Annotated in this window: 24 protein-coding genes; 16 read left to right on the top strand and 8 right to left on the bottom strand. The window is 38.0% G+C overall.

Translation table 11 applies throughout. From position 1 onward, the window contains the following. Nucleotides 1–37 precede the first annotated feature (37 nt). Nucleotides 38–982, bottom strand: a complete 945-nt coding sequence (locus BLS98_RS03585) for a FecR family protein (RefSeq protein ID WP_228425308.1) — start codon at nucleotides 980–982, stop codon at nucleotides 38–40. Nucleotides 983–1,224: 242 nt separating this feature from the next. On the opposite strand from BLS98_RS03585, the gene BLS98_RS03580 reads away from it, so the two are divergent. Next, nucleotides 1,225–1,851 carry an RNA polymerase sigma factor gene (locus BLS98_RS03580; protein WP_089733657.1) on the top strand — a complete coding sequence of 209 codons (627 nt, stop codon included), beginning with the start codon at nucleotides 1,225–1,227 and terminating at the stop codon, nucleotides 1,849–1,851. 50 nt (nucleotides 1,852–1,901) lie between these two features. On the opposite strand, the gene hxpB is transcribed toward BLS98_RS03580, so the two are convergent. Both hxpB and BLS98_RS03570 read right to left on the bottom strand, forming a co-directional pair. Then, nucleotides 1,902–2,543 (bottom strand): hexitol phosphatase HxpB, encoded by a 642-nt coding sequence (gene hxpB / locus BLS98_RS03575; RefSeq protein ID WP_089733655.1) that lies wholly within the window; start codon nucleotides 2,541–2,543, stop codon nucleotides 1,902–1,904. A gap of 31 nt (nucleotides 2,544–2,574) precedes the next feature. Beyond that, entirely contained in the window at nucleotides 2,575–3,195 is a 621-nt protein-coding gene (locus BLS98_RS03570) for a helix-turn-helix transcriptional regulator (protein WP_089733653.1), read from the bottom strand. Nucleotides 3,196–3,387: 192 nt separating this feature from the next. Here BLS98_RS03570 and BLS98_RS03565 point away from each other — a divergent pair, with 192 nt between their 5' ends. From BLS98_RS03565 to BLS98_RS03540, 6 genes are all read left to right on the top strand, one after another. Continuing rightward, nucleotides 3,388–4,014, top strand: coding sequence for a superoxide dismutase (locus tag BLS98_RS03565; protein ID WP_089733651.1), 627 nt, complete (start codon nucleotides 3,388–3,390; stop codon nucleotides 4,012–4,014). A 32-nt stretch (nucleotides 4,015–4,046) separates the two neighbouring features. Continuing rightward, on the top strand, nucleotides 4,047–4,547 hold the full coding sequence (locus BLS98_RS03560) for a DUF2480 family protein (RefSeq protein ID WP_089733649.1): 501 nt from the start codon (nucleotides 4,047–4,049) through the stop codon (nucleotides 4,545–4,547). A gap of 6 nt (nucleotides 4,548–4,553) precedes the next feature. Next, nucleotides 4,554–5,123 (top strand): NADPH-dependent FMN reductase, encoded by a 570-nt coding sequence (locus tag BLS98_RS03555; RefSeq protein WP_089733646.1) that lies wholly within the window; start codon nucleotides 4,554–4,556, stop codon nucleotides 5,121–5,123. 1 nt (nucleotide 5,124) lies between these two features. Further along, the gene (locus tag BLS98_RS03550; RefSeq protein WP_089733644.1) at nucleotides 5,125–6,177 is read left to right on the top strand and encodes an NAD(P)/FAD-dependent oxidoreductase; all 1,053 of its coding nucleotides are present in this window, start codon (nucleotides 5,125–5,127) and stop codon (nucleotides 6,175–6,177) included. Between the two features lie 5 nt (nucleotides 6,178–6,182). Beyond that, the gene (locus BLS98_RS03545; protein WP_089733642.1) at nucleotides 6,183–6,506 is read left to right on the top strand and encodes a 2Fe-2S iron-sulfur cluster-binding protein; all 324 of its coding nucleotides are present in this window, start codon (nucleotides 6,183–6,185) and stop codon (nucleotides 6,504–6,506) included. A gap of 137 nt (nucleotides 6,507–6,643) precedes the next feature. Continuing rightward, nucleotides 6,644–6,994, top strand: coding sequence for a 4Fe-4S dicluster domain-containing protein (locus BLS98_RS03540; RefSeq protein WP_089733640.1), 351 nt, complete (start codon nucleotides 6,644–6,646; stop codon nucleotides 6,992–6,994). 157 nt (nucleotides 6,995–7,151) lie between these two features. Here BLS98_RS03540 and BLS98_RS03535 read toward each other — a convergent pair whose 3' ends face one another. The 3 genes from BLS98_RS03535 to BLS98_RS03525 all read right to left on the bottom strand — a co-directional run bounded on the left by BLS98_RS03535 (nucleotide 7,152) and on the right by BLS98_RS03525 (nucleotide 10,068). Further along, nucleotides 7,152–8,087, bottom strand: coding sequence for a ketopantoate reductase family protein (locus BLS98_RS03535; protein WP_089733639.1), 936 nt, complete (start codon nucleotides 8,085–8,087; stop codon nucleotides 7,152–7,154). Between the two features lie 385 nt (nucleotides 8,088–8,472). Further along, nucleotides 8,473–9,051, bottom strand: coding sequence for a Crp/Fnr family transcriptional regulator (locus BLS98_RS03530; protein ID WP_089733637.1), 579 nt, complete (start codon nucleotides 9,049–9,051; stop codon nucleotides 8,473–8,475). A 204-nt stretch (nucleotides 9,052–9,255) separates the two neighbouring features. Continuing rightward, nucleotides 9,256–10,068, bottom strand: a complete 813-nt coding sequence (locus BLS98_RS03525) for a class I SAM-dependent methyltransferase (RefSeq protein ID WP_228425307.1) — start codon at nucleotides 10,066–10,068, stop codon at nucleotides 9,256–9,258. 252 nt (nucleotides 10,069–10,320) lie between these two features. Here BLS98_RS03525 and BLS98_RS03520 point away from each other — a divergent pair, with 252 nt between their 5' ends. Next, nucleotides 10,321–10,863, top strand: coding sequence for a GNAT family N-acetyltransferase (locus BLS98_RS03520; protein WP_228425305.1), 543 nt, complete (start codon nucleotides 10,321–10,323; stop codon nucleotides 10,861–10,863). Nucleotides 10,864–10,888: 25 nt separating this feature from the next. Here BLS98_RS03520 and BLS98_RS03515 read toward each other — a convergent pair whose 3' ends face one another. Then, complete coding sequence (locus BLS98_RS03515; RefSeq protein ID WP_089733633.1) at nucleotides 10,889–11,839, bottom strand: NADP-dependent oxidoreductase; 951 nt, start codon at nucleotides 11,837–11,839, stop codon at nucleotides 10,889–10,891. Between the two features lie 172 nt (nucleotides 11,840–12,011). Continuing rightward, nucleotides 12,012–12,566, bottom strand: a complete 555-nt coding sequence (locus tag BLS98_RS03510; protein ID WP_139166071.1) for a hypothetical protein — start codon at nucleotides 12,564–12,566, stop codon at nucleotides 12,012–12,014. A gap of 399 nt (nucleotides 12,567–12,965) precedes the next feature. On the opposite strand from BLS98_RS03510, the gene BLS98_RS03505 reads away from it, so the two are divergent. The 8 genes from BLS98_RS03505 to BLS98_RS03470 all read left to right on the top strand — a co-directional run bounded on the left by BLS98_RS03505 (nucleotide 12,966) and on the right by BLS98_RS03470 (nucleotide 18,209). Further along, entirely contained in the window at nucleotides 12,966–13,232 is a 267-nt protein-coding gene (locus BLS98_RS03505; RefSeq protein ID WP_139166070.1) for a hypothetical protein, read from the top strand. A 120-nt stretch (nucleotides 13,233–13,352) separates the two neighbouring features. Then, the gene (locus BLS98_RS03500; RefSeq protein ID WP_089733627.1) at nucleotides 13,353–13,706 is read left to right on the top strand and encodes a hydrogenase maturation nickel metallochaperone HypA/HybF; all 354 of its coding nucleotides are present in this window, start codon (nucleotides 13,353–13,355) and stop codon (nucleotides 13,704–13,706) included. A gap of 1 nt (nucleotide 13,707) precedes the next feature. Further along, the gene (gene hypB / locus BLS98_RS03495; RefSeq protein WP_089733625.1) at nucleotides 13,708–14,424 is read left to right on the top strand and encodes a hydrogenase nickel incorporation protein HypB; all 717 of its coding nucleotides are present in this window, start codon (nucleotides 13,708–13,710) and stop codon (nucleotides 14,422–14,424) included. Nucleotide 14,425: 1 nt separating this feature from the next. Continuing rightward, nucleotides 14,426–14,899, top strand: a complete 474-nt coding sequence (locus tag BLS98_RS03490; protein ID WP_089733624.1) for an urease accessory protein UreE — start codon at nucleotides 14,426–14,428, stop codon at nucleotides 14,897–14,899. After that, a complete protein-coding gene (locus BLS98_RS03485) occupies nucleotides 14,892–15,905 on the top strand; it encodes an ABC transporter substrate-binding protein (RefSeq protein WP_089733622.1) in 1,014 nt (337 codons plus the stop codon). The genes BLS98_RS03490 and BLS98_RS03485 overlap by 8 nt, the downstream gene beginning before the upstream one ends. Next, a complete protein-coding gene (locus BLS98_RS03480) occupies nucleotides 15,905–16,915 on the top strand; it encodes a FecCD family ABC transporter permease (RefSeq protein WP_089733620.1) in 1,011 nt (336 codons plus the stop codon). Before BLS98_RS03485 ends, BLS98_RS03480 begins: the two co-directional genes overlap by 1 nt. After that, the gene (locus BLS98_RS03475) at nucleotides 16,912–17,682 is read left to right on the top strand and encodes an ABC transporter ATP-binding protein (protein ID WP_089733618.1); all 771 of its coding nucleotides are present in this window, start codon (nucleotides 16,912–16,914) and stop codon (nucleotides 17,680–17,682) included. Before BLS98_RS03480 ends, BLS98_RS03475 begins: the two co-directional genes overlap by 4 nt. Before the next feature lie 5 nt (nucleotides 17,683–17,687). Next, nucleotides 17,688–18,209: a GNAT family N-acetyltransferase gene (locus BLS98_RS03470; RefSeq protein ID WP_089733616.1), complete on the top strand. Its 522-nt coding sequence runs from the start codon at nucleotides 17,688–17,690 to the stop codon at nucleotides 18,207–18,209. Nucleotides 18,210–18,235 lie beyond the last annotated feature (26 nt).

The following is an 18,235-nucleotide window of genomic DNA, read 5'->3' as shown; positions in this document are numbered from 1 at the left end:
AATTAAGATTATCTGATTATTTGTTTTTTAATAATTATTATTTCAGGATGTAGCCATTATCTTTTTTCTGAACTTCAAACCCCAGAATAAAAGCCAGTGCTTCTATATTTTCGCTCACAGTTCCTCCTGTAAAATCTGCTGTAATCTTTTTATCTTCGGCTTCTTTAGGATAATGAATCTTTGTACCATAATTACCTTCCAGTACTGCAATCACTTCTTTTAGAGAAACATCGTTAAAACTTAAAGACAATAATTTAGGGTGTGGCTTTCCTGAAACTCCATCAGGAGCGAATGAAATAATAGCCGTTGTACGGGCAACCCCAAGATTGGTCCATTTCTGATTGGGTTTCAGATAAGAAACAGGTACTCCCGCTGAAGATACGGCCACTTTTCCTTCATAAAGATCAACCGCTTTTTTCTTCCCGGATTGGGAAACTTTGAATACGGTTCCCAATACTTTCGTACTGAAACCCTCCGCATGAACAATGAAAGGATGAATTTTAGATTTTGCTACAGAGAAAATAGCATCTCCCTTTAAATCTACCACTCTTGTAGAGGCAGGAAATGATTTTGCTACCGTAAGTTCTGCCCCGGGTAATAAAGTCACCACAGATCCGTCCTTAAGATGAACAGTCCTGTTTTCCGATACAGCAAGATAAGTATCCGGCTTAATGAATGTATGATACGTGAAGATTCCCCCTAATGTTAAAAGCAGAAGAATAACCGCAGCCATTTTATATACATTCTTCTGAAGGCTATTTCTGTACCCTATCTTTTCATAAGGAACAAAATAATGTTCCAGCCCGGCCAGTACTTTTTCTTTAGATTCCTGAAGATGAACTTCATCCAGATCTTTTTCTGCATGAGCCTGCCATTTCTTTAAAATTTCCTTTTCCTTTTCAGAGATTTTTTCCTCTGAAACTTCTCGTGTCCAGAGTCTGAAAACAAAGGCCTCGATATTTTTATAATTAAAACGTTTCATAAAATATTTCATAGTATTCACAGATACTTCTATCAATAAGACTATGAAAATGAGAAACTTCCCCAGCTCATTTTTAACATTCAGTTCATATTCATATCACCATCTTGAGATTTTTCAATCAATTTTACATTTATTAAACATTAAATTCACAATTAAGGGATATTCATCAGAAATATTTAACCTTACCATAATTAAAGTTCACAAAAAGTTAATTTTCCTTTAGGTAATTTTGTTGCAGCAATATGAGCCTAACAGATTCTACTTTATTAAAGAAAATAAAATCAGGTGACAGACCTGCATTTATGCTGATGTATGACCGGTACTGGGATAGTTTGTACCGTTTCGTTTTTGTGCGGACAAAGGATAAGGAAGTTTCGGAAGAACTACTTCAGAATTTATGGATAAAGATCCTCGAAAATACAGAAATGATACAAACGGATGAGTCAGGAAATGCAAAAGGTTACCTGCTGCGCCATCTGCATTACCGTATTTTGGATTACTACAACAGCTTCAAAAAGGCACCTCCAACATTGAGTATTGATGAATTTGATATTCCTGCAGAAATAGACGCATCAGACACAGAGTATTTTGAAATTCTGGAAGAAAATGAAATCAGTGCTTTATTATCTATGATTGATGAAGTGGTTTCCCAGCTTCCTACTACTGAACAACAGGTGTATGAAATGAGAATCCGAAGAAATATGTCTGTTCAGGAAACGGCAGAAGAGCTGGGGATAAGCAACAAAACAGTAAGCAATAAACTGAGTAAAGCGCTGGGGGAAATCCGTGAACAGCTCAATCCGGATTATCAGTCTTCCAAAAAATTAATTTCCATTCTGATGTTGATGGAAATCCTTACAAAATATTGATTGTAAAGAGGGAAGCCAAAAGATGGAGGATGGAAGTAAATACTGTATGTTTAGAAGACAGGCAGCTGAGCTGATTCAAAATTCAGGATTTTATAATCAGCATGCTCAAAGTCAATACTTTCATCATTATTGGTAAAAACAATGGTTTTCATCCCGGCAGCTTTAGCCGCTTTCAATCCGGAATGGCTGTCTTCAATGGCAATACAGTATTCTGGTGATATTCCCAACTGTTGGGCAGAACTAAGATATACAGCAGGATGAGGTTTTCCCTGTTCTTCAAATTCAGACGAGTGAACAGTATCAAAATAATCCCGAACCTGAAGCTTTTCAAGAACAGCATCAGCAACACGTAAAGGCGCGTTGGTAGCCAGCCCTATCTTATACTCTTTACTTTTTAGGTCCTTAATAAATTCCTGAATCCCAGACATGGTACAGTCTTCAGATTGGATGAGTTCAATAACTCTGGAGACCACTTCCTGTTCTAAAGTAGGTACATCAAGGTTTTCCCAGGGAAATCGTCCATACCAGAACTCTGTAACCTCTTTCGTGGTCATGTATTTCGTTTGTGCAGCCAAATCATCTGTAATCTGAACTCCATATGATGAAAATACTTCCAGCTCCGCCTTTGCCCAGAAACCTTCAGAGTCTACAAGAACTCCGTCCATATCAAAAATTACTGCCTTTAAAGCCATAGATAAGAATAAGTTTAATACGAAAGATCTACTACTGACTGATTTTATAGACACATCGCTGCCCTCCTGAAATAATATGGTCTACTCTTTCCACTGTATATTCACTCCCAATCAGTGATTGAAAATTTGAAAGTTCCGCCCGGCAAAATCCCTGGCATTCCGTAGCAGCAGCACAAATAGGACAATGGTTTTCAATCAGAAAATATTCTTTCCCTTCTTTTTTCCATTCTGCCATATACCCTTCTTTGCTTCTGGCTTCAGCAAGAACTTCAAGACGCTGCTCTAGAGTTTTGGTCTTAGAAATAGCCTTTTCATAACGTTCATAGGTATTCTTCTCACGATCGGTAATCAACAGATCCAGCGCATTTTCTCCCAAAAGATTTTTTACAGATTGTAAAAGCTGAACCGTTACCTCCGCATGAGTATCCGGAAACTGCGCCAAGCCTTTATCTGTGAGAGTATAGTAAGTAGATGGGCGGCCTACTCCTTCACTTTTCATTGTCGGTTCAATTAATCCGGCCTCTGCAAGGTTTAGCAAATGCTTTCTCGCTCCTTCTTTTGTGATGGATAATTCTTTAGCAATCAGAAGTGAAGTGGCTTCCCCTCTCATCTTTAAAAACATCAGAATGCGATCTGCTGCCGGCTTCTTCATTTGACAATATTTAGGTTGTTTTATTTTTCAACAACAAAGATAGTCATTTTCTATAATCTTCAAATAAACAAATCAAAACACTGTTTTACAATACATTGAAAATAAAAATCTTTCAATCAATAAAACAACCAATAAGTTGTTTTATTCAAATAAATTTCTACCTTTGTCCTACATTAATTAAAAATAAATGCAATGAAACCATTTACACTACCTCAATTATCCTATGCGAACGATGCGCTGGAACCATTTATAGATAAAAATACAATGACTATTCACCACCAGCGCCACCATCAGGCTTATGTAGATAACCTGAATGCAGCCCTGGAACAAACCAATGAAACCAATCCGGATCTTGATTCTTTATTACAGAGAATCAGCGAATACAGTCCGGCAGTGAGAAATAATGGCGGTGGACACTTCAATCATTCTTTATTTTGGGAAATCCTTTCTCCACAACCTAAATTAACTCCCGAAGGAAAACTGAATGAAGCTATCATCTCCACTTTTGGAAGCCTTGAAGATCTTAAGGGCGAAATGAAGAAGGCTGGGCTGGGACAATTCGGATCCGGATGGGTTTGGTTGTATGTAAAATTCAATGGTTCCCTTGCAATAAGCTCTACTCCCAATCAGGACAATCCTATGATGGATATTCTTTCAGTAAACAGAGGCTTTCCAATTCTTGGAATTGATGTTTGGGAACATGCCTATTATCTGGCCTATCAGAACAAAAGAGCAGATTATCTGGACTCATTCTGGTCTGTATTAGACTGGGCATCGGTAGAGAAAAAATATGAAGAAGTTCTTTCAAAAATAAGATAATACCCAATATTTCAGGATAAAAAATAGAAGCAATGGATACCCAGGTTTTCGTCAATAAAGCAGCTGCTTCAGGCATTATTGCTTTTGACTTTTTAGAGTATAAGCCCACTACAGAAATTGTAGAATTAGATATTAAAGATCATCTTTTTATGGGAATGATTGTCAAGGAAAAGGAATTTAAAGAGTCTATTTCTGCAGTAGATTATTCTGTGTATCAAAACAAGGCTGTCGGAATTATTTGTTCTACTGATGCCATTATTCCGCCCTGGGCTTATATGCTTCTCATGGAAAAGCTATCACCTTACGCTGTTTATGTAGACTTAAAGAATGCTGAAACAGTGTTGCTTGATCTTTGGAAACGCCGGCTAATCTATGCAGATCTAAAACATTTTAAAGATCATAAAGTAGTTGTCAGAGCAAGTAATTCTCATGATCCGGCACTTTATTTATTAGCTACAGAGCTTTTACAGCCTTTGGTCAAAAGCCTGATGTATGGTGAAATAGGGCTGCCTAAAGTAATTTTCAAAAAATAAAACAAAATGAAAGCAATCATATTCAATGGATCTCTGGAAAGAAGAACAGAATCCACTTCCGGACTGATCTCTGCTTATCTATCAGAACAGCTGGAAGCCCTCGGGATCCGCACTGATATTTTTACGCTCGCAGATTCCGGGATTCCTTTATTTGATGTCACACTCACCAAAACCCCTTTGGCGGTGGAACGAATGACTCAACTATTTCAGGATGCAGATCTTCACTTCTGGCTGGCTCCACTCTATCACGGAAGCATTCCGGGCGTGATGAAAAACTGTCTGGATTGGCTGGAAGTAACCGCCAATTATGATGAGCCTTATCTTACAGACAAAACCATAGGATTGGTGTGCTGGGCAGATGGTCTACAGGCCATGCAGGGAATTAATGCCATGGATGCTATTGCCAAATCATTACGGGCATGGCCGCTTCCTTTCAGCGTCCCGATTCTCAGAACTTCCTTATTTGATAATGAGAATCCAAAACAGATCTCGGCATTCTATACCGGTAAATTGGATAAGCTTATCAGCATAGCCACCACAAAGAAAATTGAAAAAACGATAATAAATCAATCATAACATGATAGAAACAGATATACTGATCATTGGTGCCGGCCCTGCAGGGTTATTTACGGTTTTTGAAGCCGGCCTTCTCAAAATGCGCTGCCATATTATTGATGCATTACCGCAGATGGGAGGCCAGTTATCAGAATTATATCCCAAGAAGCCCATATTTGATATTCCCGGATTCCCGAGTGTATTGGCTGGTGAACTGGTTGATAATTTATATGAACAGATCAAACAGTTTGAACCCGGATTTACCCTTAATGAAACGGCTGTACATCTTCTGAAGCTGGAAGAAAACCTATTTGAAGTGATTACAGATAAAGGAACAAAACACAGAGCCAAGGCAGTAGTTATTGCCGGAGGTCTCGGAAGTTTCGAGCCTAAAAAACCGCCTATTGAAAATATTTCTTTGTATGAAGACCGCGGTGTCAATTACTTCATCAAACGTCCGGAGGATTATGCCGGAAAACATGTGGTGATTGCCGGTGGTGGCGATTCTGCCCTGGACTGGACGATACATTTAGCGGAAATAGCTTCCTCATTAACTTTAATCCACAGACGAAATGAATTCAGAGGAGCTCTGGATTCTGTAGAAAAAGTGAAAAAATTAAAGCATGAAGGAAAAATCAATCTGATTACTCCGGCAGAAGTTATCGGTATTAAAGGAGAAGCTTCGCTACAGGAAATTATGGTGGAAAAAGAAGGTGTTATTCAAACGATTGAAACCGATTATTTCATTCCTTTATTTGGATTGGTTCCTAAACTTGGCCCTCTAGTAGAATGGGGACTGGAACTGGAAAAGAATGCCATTAAAGTGGATAACAGCACAGATTTCCAGACGAATATCGGTGGGGTTTATGCTGTAGGAGACATTAATACCTATCCTTTTAAAATGAAGCTGATCTTATGTGGGTTTCATGAAGCGGCTATTGCCTGTCAAAGCATTTACCAGCGACTGAATCCTAATAAAAAGTTTGTTCTGAAATATACTACGGTAAGCGGTATCGAAGGTTTTGACGGAACAAAGAGACAAGCAGAAAAGCAAGTAGTAGCAACAATTGACTAATACCCATGAAAGATGAAATTACAATCACAGTGACAGATCAGACTGGTATTCAGCATACCCTGATCTGCCCACTGGAGATCGGACTCACTTTAAAAGATATCTGTAAAGCCTATGAACTTCCTATGGAAGCCATGTGCGGTGGAATGGCGATGTGTGCCACCTGCCATTGTTTTATTCTGAACAATGCAGCATCATTGTCTGAAAAGAGTGATGTGGAGGATGCTCTTCTTTCGGAACTTTTTACTTCCAAGGAAACCAGCAGGTTAGCCTGTCAAATCTATCTGACAGCCCAAATGGATGGCCTTGCCATAGAAATTGCGGCAAATTAACAGATTCAAAATACAAGTTTGCACAGTTTATGATGTAATAAATTGTTGGAACTGTTTTAATTAAGTTTAGTAGGGATTTCTAAAACAGTACCATGTTGAAGGAATCCCTTTTTTACAACATTTAAAAAACAAAGCATATGGCTATTAAAATAACAGATGCCTGCATCAACTGTGGTGCCTGTGAACCTGAATGCCCTAATTCAGCCATTTACGAAGGAGCCATCGACTGGCGTTGGCAGGATAAAACGAAACTTTCGGGGCACATCACCTTCCCGGATGGGACAGAAGCAGACGCTGGCACCTACAATCAAGCGGTTTCTGATGATGTTTACTATATTGTTTCGGGAAAATGTACCGAATGTAAGGGGTTTCATGAAGAGCCTCAATGTAAGGCCGTATGCCCGGTAGACTGCTGTGTTGATGATCCGGATCATAGAGAAACTGAGGAAGTTTTGCTAGACCGGCAGAAGTTCATGCATGGAGCTTAATTCTAAACTATACATTCCTATAAGTATTCTGCCATTCTAAATTAACTACATAAACACATCATTTTTAATAATGCTGCTAAATTTCTATTCAATCAATAGAGGCGGGTTTTAACCCGCCTTTTTATGATATTTCAATTCAACCGGCTTTAGCCGAAACTTATTTTTCTTTAATCTCATTATAAATCTTTTCAGTATAGGGAGTCTCAATATTCACCTCTTTGCCATATTTCAAAACCGCTCCGGCAAACAACTCCAGTTCATTATCTTTCTTTCCGGAATGAATATCCAGCTGCAAAGATGTAGGCGTTTCAAAAGGAAATGTAGACGCTTTTTCAAAGGTTTTTTCAATAATATCTTCCGCAAGCTGAATTTCTTTTTGATCTGCAATCTGCTTTATTTCCTTCATAATTTCCGTTGCTTCCTGCTTTTGTTCTTCATCAGTACACACAGTTCCAATAGATGAATTATGCTTGGCTGTTACCAATCCAAAGCTTGCAATGAAGATAAACTTAGTCCAGATTTCTGTTAAAGAATTGTCTTTAAAATCAAAATCAATTTTGCTTTCCTGAAGAAGATCCGTTACCCATGCAATATCGCTTGAAAAATGTTCGGGATCTCTTCCTACAATCATCTTTCCTGCTTTTCCTTTATGTTCTACCGTCCCTCTTTCTTTAATATGAGAAGCTACATAAATACAGGTTGGCAGAATAACATGGTCCGGAATTACTTTTCGGATTCTGTCGTAAATATCTGCTCCGTTCATCATAGGAAGTAATATCGTATCTTTAGTAATCACTTCTTTCAGTTGTCTGCAAACGTTCTCCAGGTCATATTCCTTAACACAAATTAATACAAGATCAGGATTTTTAAGGTCACTAATATTCTGTTCTATTGCAGTCGGATGAGTACGATCGTTGGGATGTTCCGGTGAAAGTAAAACCAATCCGTTTTCTTTTACTTTATCATACGTTTCGCCCCTTGCTACAAAGGAAACGGTATATTTTCCGGAAGTCTCATTTATCTGGTTAATTTTAAACCCGAAATATCCTCCTACACCTCCTAATCCGACAACTACTATATGTTTTTTGTTCATGAAATTATTTTTAGCAAAGATGGATGACAAATTTCAATCTATCACTTGACAAATGAAAAGAAATGATAGTTTGAGACTAAGATTGGAAGAGGGAGGCTGGAAGCTGGGAGTTCTAGCAGGTTATAAAACAACAGACAGTCCTCTTTATTAATTTTTAAAATGATTACCATTTTTCTATAAACGCAGAGAACGCAAAGGTGCTTTTTGGTAACGCTTTATATTCGTTCGCAAAGGCAGTTCGTTCAGCTAAGAAATAAATACACCATCCACATTGCTAAATGAAACGCCCTTGCGAACGAATCTAAGATATCTTACTCAAAAGCCTTGCGAACACTGCGTTAAAAAACTTCCAGAAGTCATCAGGCTGACAGTAACTTCCAGCCTTTTACTTATTAATCTCTCTTCGGATTCTGCTCAATGAGCTGTCTTTAATTCCTAGGTAAGAAGCAATAATCTTCAGTGGAACATGTTGAAAAATATCCGGATCCTTCTTCATCAGATTAGCATAACGTGTTGAAGCTTTTTGACTGGCCATTTCGATTAGTCTATCATGAATATTGTGATAATTCAGAACAAAAAGAAGACGGCTAAACTCCCGGAATTCGGGAATATTGTGAAAGTTATATTGCACGTTTTCCAATCCGGTTTCCCAGAATATACAGTCTGTAACAGCCTGATAGATCTCTTTGGTTGGCTGCTGTCTGAAAAAGGATAAAAAATCGTTCACAAAACACGGTGCTGCGTAAATATTGGTAGTAATTTCCTCATTATCCTCATTCAGCAGATAGGAACGAACATAGCCTTTTTCCAGAAAATAGGTCTTGGTACTGATGGTATTTTGATCCAGTAAAACAGCGTGAGCCTTTACATCAAAAGATGTGAAGGTTTCCGTGATTTTCTCCACCACTTCATCTTGGATACTGAACAGGGAATGGAAATAATTATTAATCGATGATTTATCCATTGGAAATTACAACGCTATCTATTTTTAGCCGTCTAAAATAGGGATAATTCCGTGAATTTTGAGGAAAATAGAAATCAAAGACGTATTGAGAAGCCACCCCGTCAAAAATTCTACGAATTTTTGCCACCCCTCAGGAGGAGGGGAATGATTACCTCATCAATTGTAGTCTCAGCAAATAGTAGAAGTTTTAAAAAGTGACATCTTTTAGCCTAATTTAACAGCCTTTGTCGCCATAAAAGTGGGTAGGAATTTATCTATTAAAAACCTTGGATGAGGCTGCATTTCTTCTGTAAAGTCTTCAATAACAAAACCGGCTTTCATTTGTCCACCAATCAGATCTGAAAGCGTATGTCCAAATACCAAAGCTTCCTGATTCTCCATTTTCCGGGCTATCTGCTCCTGATTCAGATCTCTGATATCTGCATAAGGCAATGTATATTGCGGTCTGATAATTCCATCTATCATATCCTGTGGATTGCGGTCCGCCACAAAAACAACCGGATTGAAAAAACTGGCCAATAAACTTCCGCCTTTTTTCAATACTCTATAAGCCTCTCTCCATACAGGATTTACATCTTCTACATAATGGTTGGATATGGGATGAAAAACGATATCAAAAGACTCATTTTCAAAAGCACTCAGATCTCTCATATCTCCCTGAACGGTTTTCAAAGATAATCCGTCGCGCTTTGCTACCCTTTCATCTTGCTTTAGCTGTTCTTCCGAAATATCGAAAACAACAACCTCGGCACCCACTGCGGCCAGTACCGGAGCCTGCTGTCCTCCTGCCGATGCCAGACACAAAATTTTCTTTCCTTTAACCTCTCCTAACCATGCTTTATTTAAAGGCTTTGGCGTTAGGTGGACTTCCCATTTTCCTTCTTTTACCTCATTGATGAGTTCTGTACTTACAGCCTGAGACCATTCGTTCTGTTCCAATGCTTGTTTATTCCATGCTGACTCATTATGGTGTAAAAAGTCAATTTTCTCTTCTTGCATAGTATGATTCTTTTTCATTGGCATCATAAAACATTTATAATGCGTTACATCATTCAAATATAGAGACTTTGCTACTAACCCATATGGAAAAGGCTGTCTGTTTTCGTGAAAAAAGACTGAATATGTCCTTTATTGATCTCTTATAAAGAAAACAGACACACCAATTACCAAGAAGTTTAATAATGAAAGTTATAAAAATGACCTTTAATCAGGAATCCTAATTATTCTTTATATCTTGCATTTTATAAAGACTATTAAATGAATCACCTTATGTTGGAATCTAAGCGATTAATCTTGCGAGCATTCAACGAAAACGATACTTCCAATGTACATGAAATGCTTTTAAAACCTGAAAGTACATTATTTAATCCTAGTTCTTATTCTGAAGATATAGCAGAAACTCAAAAATTAATCGATATCTGGAAATCAGAAACAGAATTAGGGGAAAACCAGAAAAAATTCACTTTTTTAATAGAGACAACCATTAACCGCACATTTGTAGGCATTATTGGTATTGATCTTATTAAGCTTCATTATAAAAATGCTGAAACATGGTATAAACTTAGCCCTGATACATGGGGAAAAGGCTATGCCACTGAAGCCCTTGAAAGAATCATCCAATTTGGGTTTGAAGGTTTAAAACTCCATAGAATTGAAGCAGGCTGCGCCATTGATAATATTGCGTCTTATAAGGTTATGGAAAAATGTGGAATGATAAGGGAAGCGCACCGCAGAAAATTACTTCCCTTACAAAGCGGATGGAGTGATAACTACGAATATGCCATTCTTGAAGAAGACTATTTTTCGAAATGATCATCCTTTATTGAGTAAGACTTTACTATGATAACTCTACCACCACTTTTCCTATGGTACGCCCTGTTTCAATCTGTTCATGGGCTTTTGCTATTTCATTGAAAGCAAATACATGAGAAATATGAGGTTTTATAATTCCTTTTTCCAACAGAGCAGCAATGTTCTGCATGTCTCTGCCACTGGAATACACAGACATAAAATAACAAGCATGCAGGTTCTTTTCACGAGCCTGCTTTTCATCCTCCTGAGTATGTCCTGAAGGCAATGCTACAATTGTCCCGAAAGGTTTCAAAACCTGAACGGATTTCTGAAAATTTTCACCACCAATCGCTTCCAATACAAAATCCATATCATGAAGAAGGTCTTCAAAATGATTTGCTTTATAATCAATATGTTCATCAGCCCCTAATTCCATTACAAAATCCCGGTTAACTGCTGAGGAAGTAGCAATAACATAGGCTCCAATATGTTTTGCCATTTGTACTGCAAAATGCCCTACTCCTCCTGCGGCTGCATGAATAAGTACTTTATCTGTTGATCTCAACTTGCCATAACTGTTGAAAGCCTGCCAGGCAGTTAATGCGGCCAAAGTACTGGCTGCCGCTTCAATATGTGTAATATTTTTAGGCTTAACGGCTAAATGTTCTGCCGGAGCGGCTACATATTCAGCATACGCTTTACCATGTCCTGCAAAATTAACCATCCCAAAGACCTCATCTCCTAGCTTCAATGAAGTGACTTCATTTCCAGCTTCAACCACCACACCTGAGATATCCCAACCTAAAATCAATGGATTATATTGAGCTAAACTTTCTGCCAGAGGCGCTTTTCGGCTGCGTACTTTGGCGTCCACAGGATTGATGCTGATGGCTTTTACTTTAACAAGAACTTCATGATCTTTGATGCTCGGTTTTTCAATTTCTTTTTCAACAAGATACTCTGTTCCACCAAACTGTTCCAATACGATTGCTATCATAATCTTTTACGTTATATCCACAAAAATAGACTGATTTAAAGAATTAAAACAGGTATATTTCGCAGATATTAAGGTATATTTTAAGGTAAGTATTGAATATATTTTTAGGCCACGAATGCACGAATCCTTTTTTATTCGTGCATTCGTGGCCTTCTATAATATGTTAGAATCTTTATATTGATGGTGGCGGTGCATAATCTGATTCAGTGAATACTCTTCCTGTCTTCAATTCTTTAACTTTAATAACTTTCTTCCCTTTTTTAGTCATTTCTAAGGTAATTTTTTCCTTCTTAGGATTTTTTTTATCAGAAATCAGAATTTTATTTCCTTTGATTTCAACGGTATCATAATCATCATATTTTGCCGTATAACCAAGGAGTACAACATGATCATCGCCTTTATCCGGTTTTTTATATTGTACGGTTTCCAAAGGATAAAGAGAAGTAATCCTTGCACTGTAAGTACCATTAAACTGATATATCCTTTCCATAAGATCATCAGGTGTAAAGGTAGTGAGTGTTTCGGGCTCATTCTTCCATCCGAATGCAGGATTCCCATCTAATTCGGATGACATAAGCTCTTCTATTGTTTTGGCAACAGGTGGTGGTGCATACTTTACTTTTTCAGGACGTGGCGGAAGCTTTTCGCTACTTTTCTTTTTTTGGGCAGGTACAGCCATAGAGGCCAACATACAAAGCAGGATAAACTGATATTTGGATATATTCATTTTGTGATTGTCTTACATTAAAATCAGCATCTTATACAAGTGCTCTTCTCAAAGTTACTCTTTTTTTATATTCGAAAGTGAAAAGTCATTTTTTTCAACATTCTTATCAGGCATTACAATTTAATCCCGCTTTCTTACACAACAAACAACACATTGATTTACAGATAAATAAACATTAAAACACATCAATAAGTCATCAAATAAGCAGGTTTTAAAAGAATGTATTCCGTCCCGATTTTGAACATTTTTAAAAGGTTTTTGGTAAGGATGAGCACTGGCAAAAGATGTAAATTTGCAATACTGATGAAGAAGTCTCTGCACATATCAATTACTTTTCTGCTGATCCTGTTTTTTACATTACTACTGGGATTTGCGAGTCACCAAAAAAGTAATATCTCAGTGAGCTCTTCACAAGATCAAATAAGTTTTAAAGTTTCCAATTCTGTTCAGCAGCATGATCTTCTGTTCATTGCATCTATTGCCGAAAATGATTTTGATGCCGATAAAACTTTTCTTGATTTACCATTTGTCCTTTTTGAAAAAGAAATGTTTTCATGGGGATCTACATTAAATGCTAATGCTGTTGCTAATTCTGAAACAGAGTCTGTACATCATTATCACCTTCCCAAATATCTTTTATTTCATAATTTAAAGATAAGAATATAAGCTTACTACTCTAATTACACATTTGTAAACGCCCACTCATATTGGGTTTTACATCTGTTTTTCTCATTAAGGTTATCCGAAAAACTCAGATAATCAGTTTCACCTATAAAAATATAAGCTATGCATGAATTGAGTATAGTGAAGGATATCTTTGACACTTTGCAAGAGCATTATGATGCGAAAGTAGAAGATATTCAGCAGGTTCAGGTAACCGCAGGATTGCTATCCAATGTTCAGCCTGTCCTGATTCAGAATGCGTTTGATGCATTTATAACCGACCATCCTTATTATCAGGAAATGGAACTCGAGGTGCTCGTGAATGATATTATTGCTCATTGCGACCGCTGTAACAAAGACTTTCAGGTCAGGTACCACAAATTTGTCTGCGACGACTGCGGAACGCCTTCCGCTCATATTGTTCAAGGAAACGAACTCTTTATTTCAAAAGTAATTTTTAAACAAAAAGACCATTAATATGTCAACAGCTAATCCAAAAAGTTTAGGAAACCGCGTAGGATCGGTTCAATGTGATAATACCACTCTTCATTTACTAAAGGCTAATGATTTTGTAGCCAAAGCCATCAGAGACCGTTTAAAAGATATCTGTGTAATCAATGTATGTTCCTCTCCGGGATCGGGAAAAACAACATTAATGCAGGAAACCGGAAAAAGGCTGGCTCAGGATCTTAACATTTCCATTCTTGTAGGTGATCCTGAAACAGAACGTGATGCGATCAGAATGCGTGAAGTGGGAATCAATGCTTTACAGATTGTAACAGGTGGAATGTGTCATATTGAGGCTCAGATGATTCTACAGGCTTTAGATCACATTGATTTAGAAGGGGTTGATCTATTATTCATCGAAAATGTAGGAAACCTTCTTTGTCCATCAGCATTTGACCTTGGGGAAGACTATCGTGTTACGCTTTTGGCTTCTACTGAAGGAGATGATAAACCTAAAAAATACCCTCGTATGTTCTTAACCAGCGAGCTGATGCTTGTTTCTAAAGCCGATTTACTTCCTTACGTTCCTTTTTCTGTAGAAGCCGTAACAAAGGATGCCCATGAAGTGAACCCAAATCTTGAAGTAATGACCATTAGCACATTAAACGGCGATGGAATTAACGAATGGTGCAACTGGCTGAAAGAAAAAGTAAAACTGAAAAAAGAAAGCGCTGCTCAAAAAGCTTAATATGAATACAGTACAACCAGTCGTAATTGATGAAGTAAAAACAGAGATTGATCTGTACAGTGAAAATGCTGACATTCTGGAACTCGAATGGTTTGAAAATAAAAAACAAAAGCTAACCCGGACCACCAGATCCGGGATGGTTTTAGAGCTGAGATTAGGAAATTTAAAAGAATGGCAGCATGGAGATGGATTATACAACAATGGACAACTGGTTGCTACTATTGTCATCAAAACCTGCCTTACGATATGCTTTCCTGCAGAAAATGACTCTGAAGCAGCAGATTTCTGTTATTTTATCGGGAATCAGCATCTGCCGGTATTTCTGATTTCTCACCAACAGTTTGCGGTGCCTTATGATGGGCGTTTGTATGAACAGCTCTCTTTCAGATATGGAACACGTATTCAGCTCAATGATGCTCAACTTCTATCTACTAAATCATTACGTTATCTGGCAAAAAATAGAACTCATGAATAGTAAAAGCTTGTTTATTATAGGATTTTCAGCGGCTGTATTCGCATTACAAAGCTGTAATAATTCCAAAAATTCTGATGGTAAAGAACTCTCAGTTCATGCAGAAGTATCTGCAACAGACAGCAGAGGGAAAAACATCATCCTTCCTCATGAAGCCATGCGAGTGGTGGTTCTGTACAATGCATTGGTTGATGACGTTTATATGCTTCAGGCTGGTGAAAAAATTGTAGGAATTCCGCAACAGGTCTATGAAATGGAAGATACTTACCGTTTTCTTTCCAAGCTTGATGATCGTATTAAAAACAAAAGCATTGCTACTCCTACTTTTGGCGGACAATCCAGTAATGCTGAAAGTATTGTTGGATTAAAACCTGATTTGGTGTTGACGTTCAATACAGATGAGGATAATATTAACCAAATTGAAAATCTTGGTATTCCGGTCTTTACTTTTTCGTCTTTAAATGATGAAAAGATTCTGGATGAACTAAAGAATGTCGGAAAATTACTTGGAAAACAAAAGCGTGCTGAGGAAATTACAGGGTATGTTGCCGAAGAAGTTAAGAAAATGAGAGCTTCCCAAACCAGTTCTCCTAAAAAGATCTATTATGCATGGTCGAAAGGACGCATCATGTCCACTTCAGGAAAAGGAAGTCTGATTGATATGGCTATTACTCTTTCGGGAGCTCAGAATGCATGCCCTGTTCCGGTAGAAGCACCCAATATCAGTGCTGAAACCATGTACAAATGGAATCCTGATCTTATCATTCTGTGGAATTCAAAACTATCGGATGTTTACAGCCTTAAAGAATTAGATGCTCTTCCTGCAGTAAAAAACAAGCAGGTGTTTGTGATGTCTCCATCATTTCCATATGATCCGCATACCGTGAAGTTTATGTTGTTTGCTAAGCAGCTCCGTCACTGGTGTATGCCTGAATATACTCAGGAACAGTTAGATCAGGATGTTAAAAAAACTTTTGAAGTAATCTATGGCAAAAAAGGATTGATCTGATGAAGAAAAGCGTCAAAACAGTCTCCTTATTAATCCTGCTTCCTGCTCTTTTAGTGTTTGTTTCACTGATGATAGGTTCCAGCCAGAATATTAATATGGGAGAACTGTTTCATCATATTGCTTTGGAATTGGGAATTTCCAAAGATGAAGCCGTTCTGCAAGGAAGTCTGCATACAATCTTATGGCAGGTACGTTTACCTCGAATTGTCCTTACTTTTCTGGTAGGTGCTTCTTTGGCCTCTGCCGGAGGAGTTTTACAGGCTGTTTTCAGGAATCCGATTGTGGATCCGTTTACCCTGGGAATTTCTTCAGGTTCTGCATTTGGAGCAGCTCTGGCCATGTTATTTCCCATAATGACAGTGAATATTTCGGCTTTCATTTTTGGGGTTCTGGCCGTGGCTATCACTTATCTTGTTTCTTATGCAGGAGCCAAGACATCTATCGTGAGCATGGTTCTTGCCGGAATGATTGTATCTGGCGTATTTACAGCTTTTCTTACGGTCTTACAATATCTGAGTGATCCGTATAAATTACAGGCTATTGTGCAATGGACAATGGGAAATTTACATACAGCTTCATGGCAGAAAGTTCATACAGCGATATTTCCGATCCTTATTGGTTTAGCTGTGATTGTTCTTCTTCGGTGGAAACTGAATCTTTTGGCTTTGGGAGATCACGAAGCCATGGCCGTTGGCGTAAACCCTACAGTCTTGAAACTGATCCTGATGGCAGTAGCTACCATGATTACAGCTTCATCCGTTGCCGCCGTTGGAGTTATCAGCCTGTTTGGATTAATTGTCCCTCATCTCAGCAGAATGATTTTTGGACCGAATAACAGCATTACCGTTTGGGCTAATATCAGTATTGGTGGAACATTTTTATTATTGATTGATGATTTTTCGCGTACTGTAATGCCTTTTGAAATTCCGATTGGAGTATTTACCATGATTATCGGAGCTCCTATTTTCATTTATCTCATGCGCCGAAACGCTATAAACTGGAACTCATGAACAGTGTGATTAGTATAGAACAACTTTCTTTTGAGTATGGAAAAGATCAGGTACTGAAAAATGTACAGGCTAAATTCTCCAAAGGAAAATTATCCGTTATTCTGGGAAGAAACGGAAGCGGTAAATCTACTTTATTCAAGATTATTGCTGGACTGGAAAAGAATTACAAAGGAAACGTCTGGATTGCCGATAAGGAACGCCGGAAAATTAAAATAGGAACGAGTTCTCCTGTTCGTCTCGGATTTTTAACCCAGTTTCATCAGACTACTTTTCCCTTTAAAGTGTTTGATGTGGTATTAACAGGGCGAGCCTCTTTTTCAAGATTTTCACCTAAACAATCAGATTATCAGGAAGTAGAATCGATTCTGAAAAAGTTCAATTTAACTCATTTAAAAGACAAGCCTTACACTTCCCTTTCCGGTGGAGAACGTCAATTGGTATTATTATGCCGGGTATTGGTTCAGAAACCGGATATCCTGATGCTGGATGAACCTACTAATCATCTCGATCTGCATTATCAGGTTGCTGTACTGGAAGTCATTCGTCAATTGGTTAATGAAGGAACTACAGTATTATGCGTCATGCATGATCCCAATCTAGCCTTTCTGTTTGGAGATGAATTCTTTGTCATGCACCATCATGAACTGGTAGCTGTTCAGTCACTGGAAAAAGATGAACTCAAACAGCTTCTTGAAGAAACCTACGAGATTCCTTTGCTGGCCTTAGACAATCAGGGAACCCCAATGTTTGCACCACAATTAAAATAAAATATATGAAGACTCATGAAGAAATAACCATTTCGTTGGTACAGGATTATCAGGTATTTGAAGTACTGCCTTATGTGATGGAATTCAGACGACAGCTGTATCCTTTATTGGATCCGCTCATCGTTCCTAAAGACCTTGTTAATTTTGAACAGAATTACCTGCAATCCCCTACCGGAGCTTTTTTACAAGCCAGAACCGCAGATGGAAAGCTAATTGGCGTTATCGGAATGATGCCTTTTGATTATCGTTTTCCTCATCTGGATATTGATGAAAAAACAACCGTAGAAGTTGCAAGGCTGTTCGTTAATCCAGAATACCGGAGAGCTGGAATTGCCACACGTCTGTTTCAGGAGCTCATAAAAACTGCTCAACAAAAAAATATAAAAAGATTATATCTGCATACTCATCCTTTTCTGCAGGGAGCCTATGATTATTGGCTAAAACAGAATTTTACACTTCTGAAATCCTGTTATGAAGGCACCTATCCTACCCTCCACATGGAATTAATGATTCCCGCAGAACAATAAATAATTCAACAGCTTAGAAAGATACA

The sequence above is a fragment of the Chryseobacterium jejuense genome (genome assembly GCF_900100075.1).
GTDB classification, from domain to species: Bacteria; Bacteroidota; Bacteroidia; order Flavobacteriales; family Weeksellaceae; genus Chryseobacterium; species Chryseobacterium jejuense.
Note: the sequence above shows the minus strand (reverse complement) of the source record. Positions and strands in the feature narration are given on the sequence as shown.

Coding starts and splice junctions, on each gene's coding strand:
- BLS98_RS03585 (WP_228425308.1), bottom strand. CDS start 982: ATGAAACGTTTTAATTATAAAAATATCGAGGCCTTTGTTTTCAGACTC.
- BLS98_RS03580 (WP_089733657.1), top strand. CDS start 1,225: ATGAGCCTAACAGATTCTACTTTATTAAAGAAAATAAAATCAGGTGAC.
- hxpB (WP_089733655.1), bottom strand. CDS start 2,543: ATGGCTTTAAAGGCAGTAATTTTTGATATGGACGGAGTTCTTGTAGAC.
- BLS98_RS03570 (WP_089733653.1), bottom strand. CDS start 3,195: ATGAAGAAGCCGGCAGCAGATCGCATTCTGATGTTTTTAAAGATGAGA.
- BLS98_RS03565 (WP_089733651.1), top strand. CDS start 3,388: ATGAAACCATTTACACTACCTCAATTATCCTATGCGAACGATGCGCTG.
- BLS98_RS03560 (WP_089733649.1), top strand. CDS start 4,047: ATGGATACCCAGGTTTTCGTCAATAAAGCAGCTGCTTCAGGCATTATT.
- BLS98_RS03555 (WP_089733646.1), top strand. CDS start 4,554: ATGAAAGCAATCATATTCAATGGATCTCTGGAAAGAAGAACAGAATCC.
- BLS98_RS03550 (WP_089733644.1), top strand. CDS start 5,125: ATGATAGAAACAGATATACTGATCATTGGTGCCGGCCCTGCAGGGTTA.
- BLS98_RS03545 (WP_089733642.1), top strand. CDS start 6,183: ATGAAAGATGAAATTACAATCACAGTGACAGATCAGACTGGTATTCAG.
- BLS98_RS03540 (WP_089733640.1), top strand. CDS start 6,644: ATGGCTATTAAAATAACAGATGCCTGCATCAACTGTGGTGCCTGTGAA.
- BLS98_RS03535 (WP_089733639.1), bottom strand. CDS start 8,087: ATGAACAAAAAACATATAGTAGTTGTCGGATTAGGAGGTGTAGGAGGA.
- BLS98_RS03530 (WP_089733637.1), bottom strand. CDS start 9,051: ATGGATAAATCATCGATTAATAATTATTTCCATTCCCTGTTCAGTATC.
- BLS98_RS03525 (WP_228425307.1), bottom strand. CDS start 10,068: ATGAAAAAGAATCATACTATGCAAGAAGAGAAAATTGACTTTTTACAC.
- BLS98_RS03520 (WP_228425305.1), top strand. CDS start 10,321: ATGTTGGAATCTAAGCGATTAATCTTGCGAGCATTCAACGAAAACGAT.
- BLS98_RS03515 (WP_089733633.1), bottom strand. CDS start 11,839: ATGATAGCAATCGTATTGGAACAGTTTGGTGGAACAGAGTATCTTGTT.
- BLS98_RS03510 (WP_139166071.1), bottom strand. CDS start 12,566: ATGAATATATCCAAATATCAGTTTATCCTGCTTTGTATGTTGGCCTCT.
- BLS98_RS03500 (WP_089733627.1), top strand. CDS start 13,353: ATGCATGAATTGAGTATAGTGAAGGATATCTTTGACACTTTGCAAGAG.
- hypB (WP_089733625.1), top strand. CDS start 13,708: ATGTCAACAGCTAATCCAAAAAGTTTAGGAAACCGCGTAGGATCGGTT.
- BLS98_RS03490 (WP_089733624.1), top strand. CDS start 14,426: ATGAATACAGTACAACCAGTCGTAATTGATGAAGTAAAAACAGAGATT.
- BLS98_RS03485 (WP_089733622.1), top strand. CDS start 14,892: ATGAATAGTAAAAGCTTGTTTATTATAGGATTTTCAGCGGCTGTATTC.
- BLS98_RS03480 (WP_089733620.1), top strand. CDS start 15,905: ATGAAGAAAAGCGTCAAAACAGTCTCCTTATTAATCCTGCTTCCTGCT.
- BLS98_RS03475 (WP_089733618.1), top strand. CDS start 16,912: ATGAACAGTGTGATTAGTATAGAACAACTTTCTTTTGAGTATGGAAAA.
- BLS98_RS03470 (WP_089733616.1), top strand. CDS start 17,688: ATGAAGACTCATGAAGAAATAACCATTTCGTTGGTACAGGATTATCAG.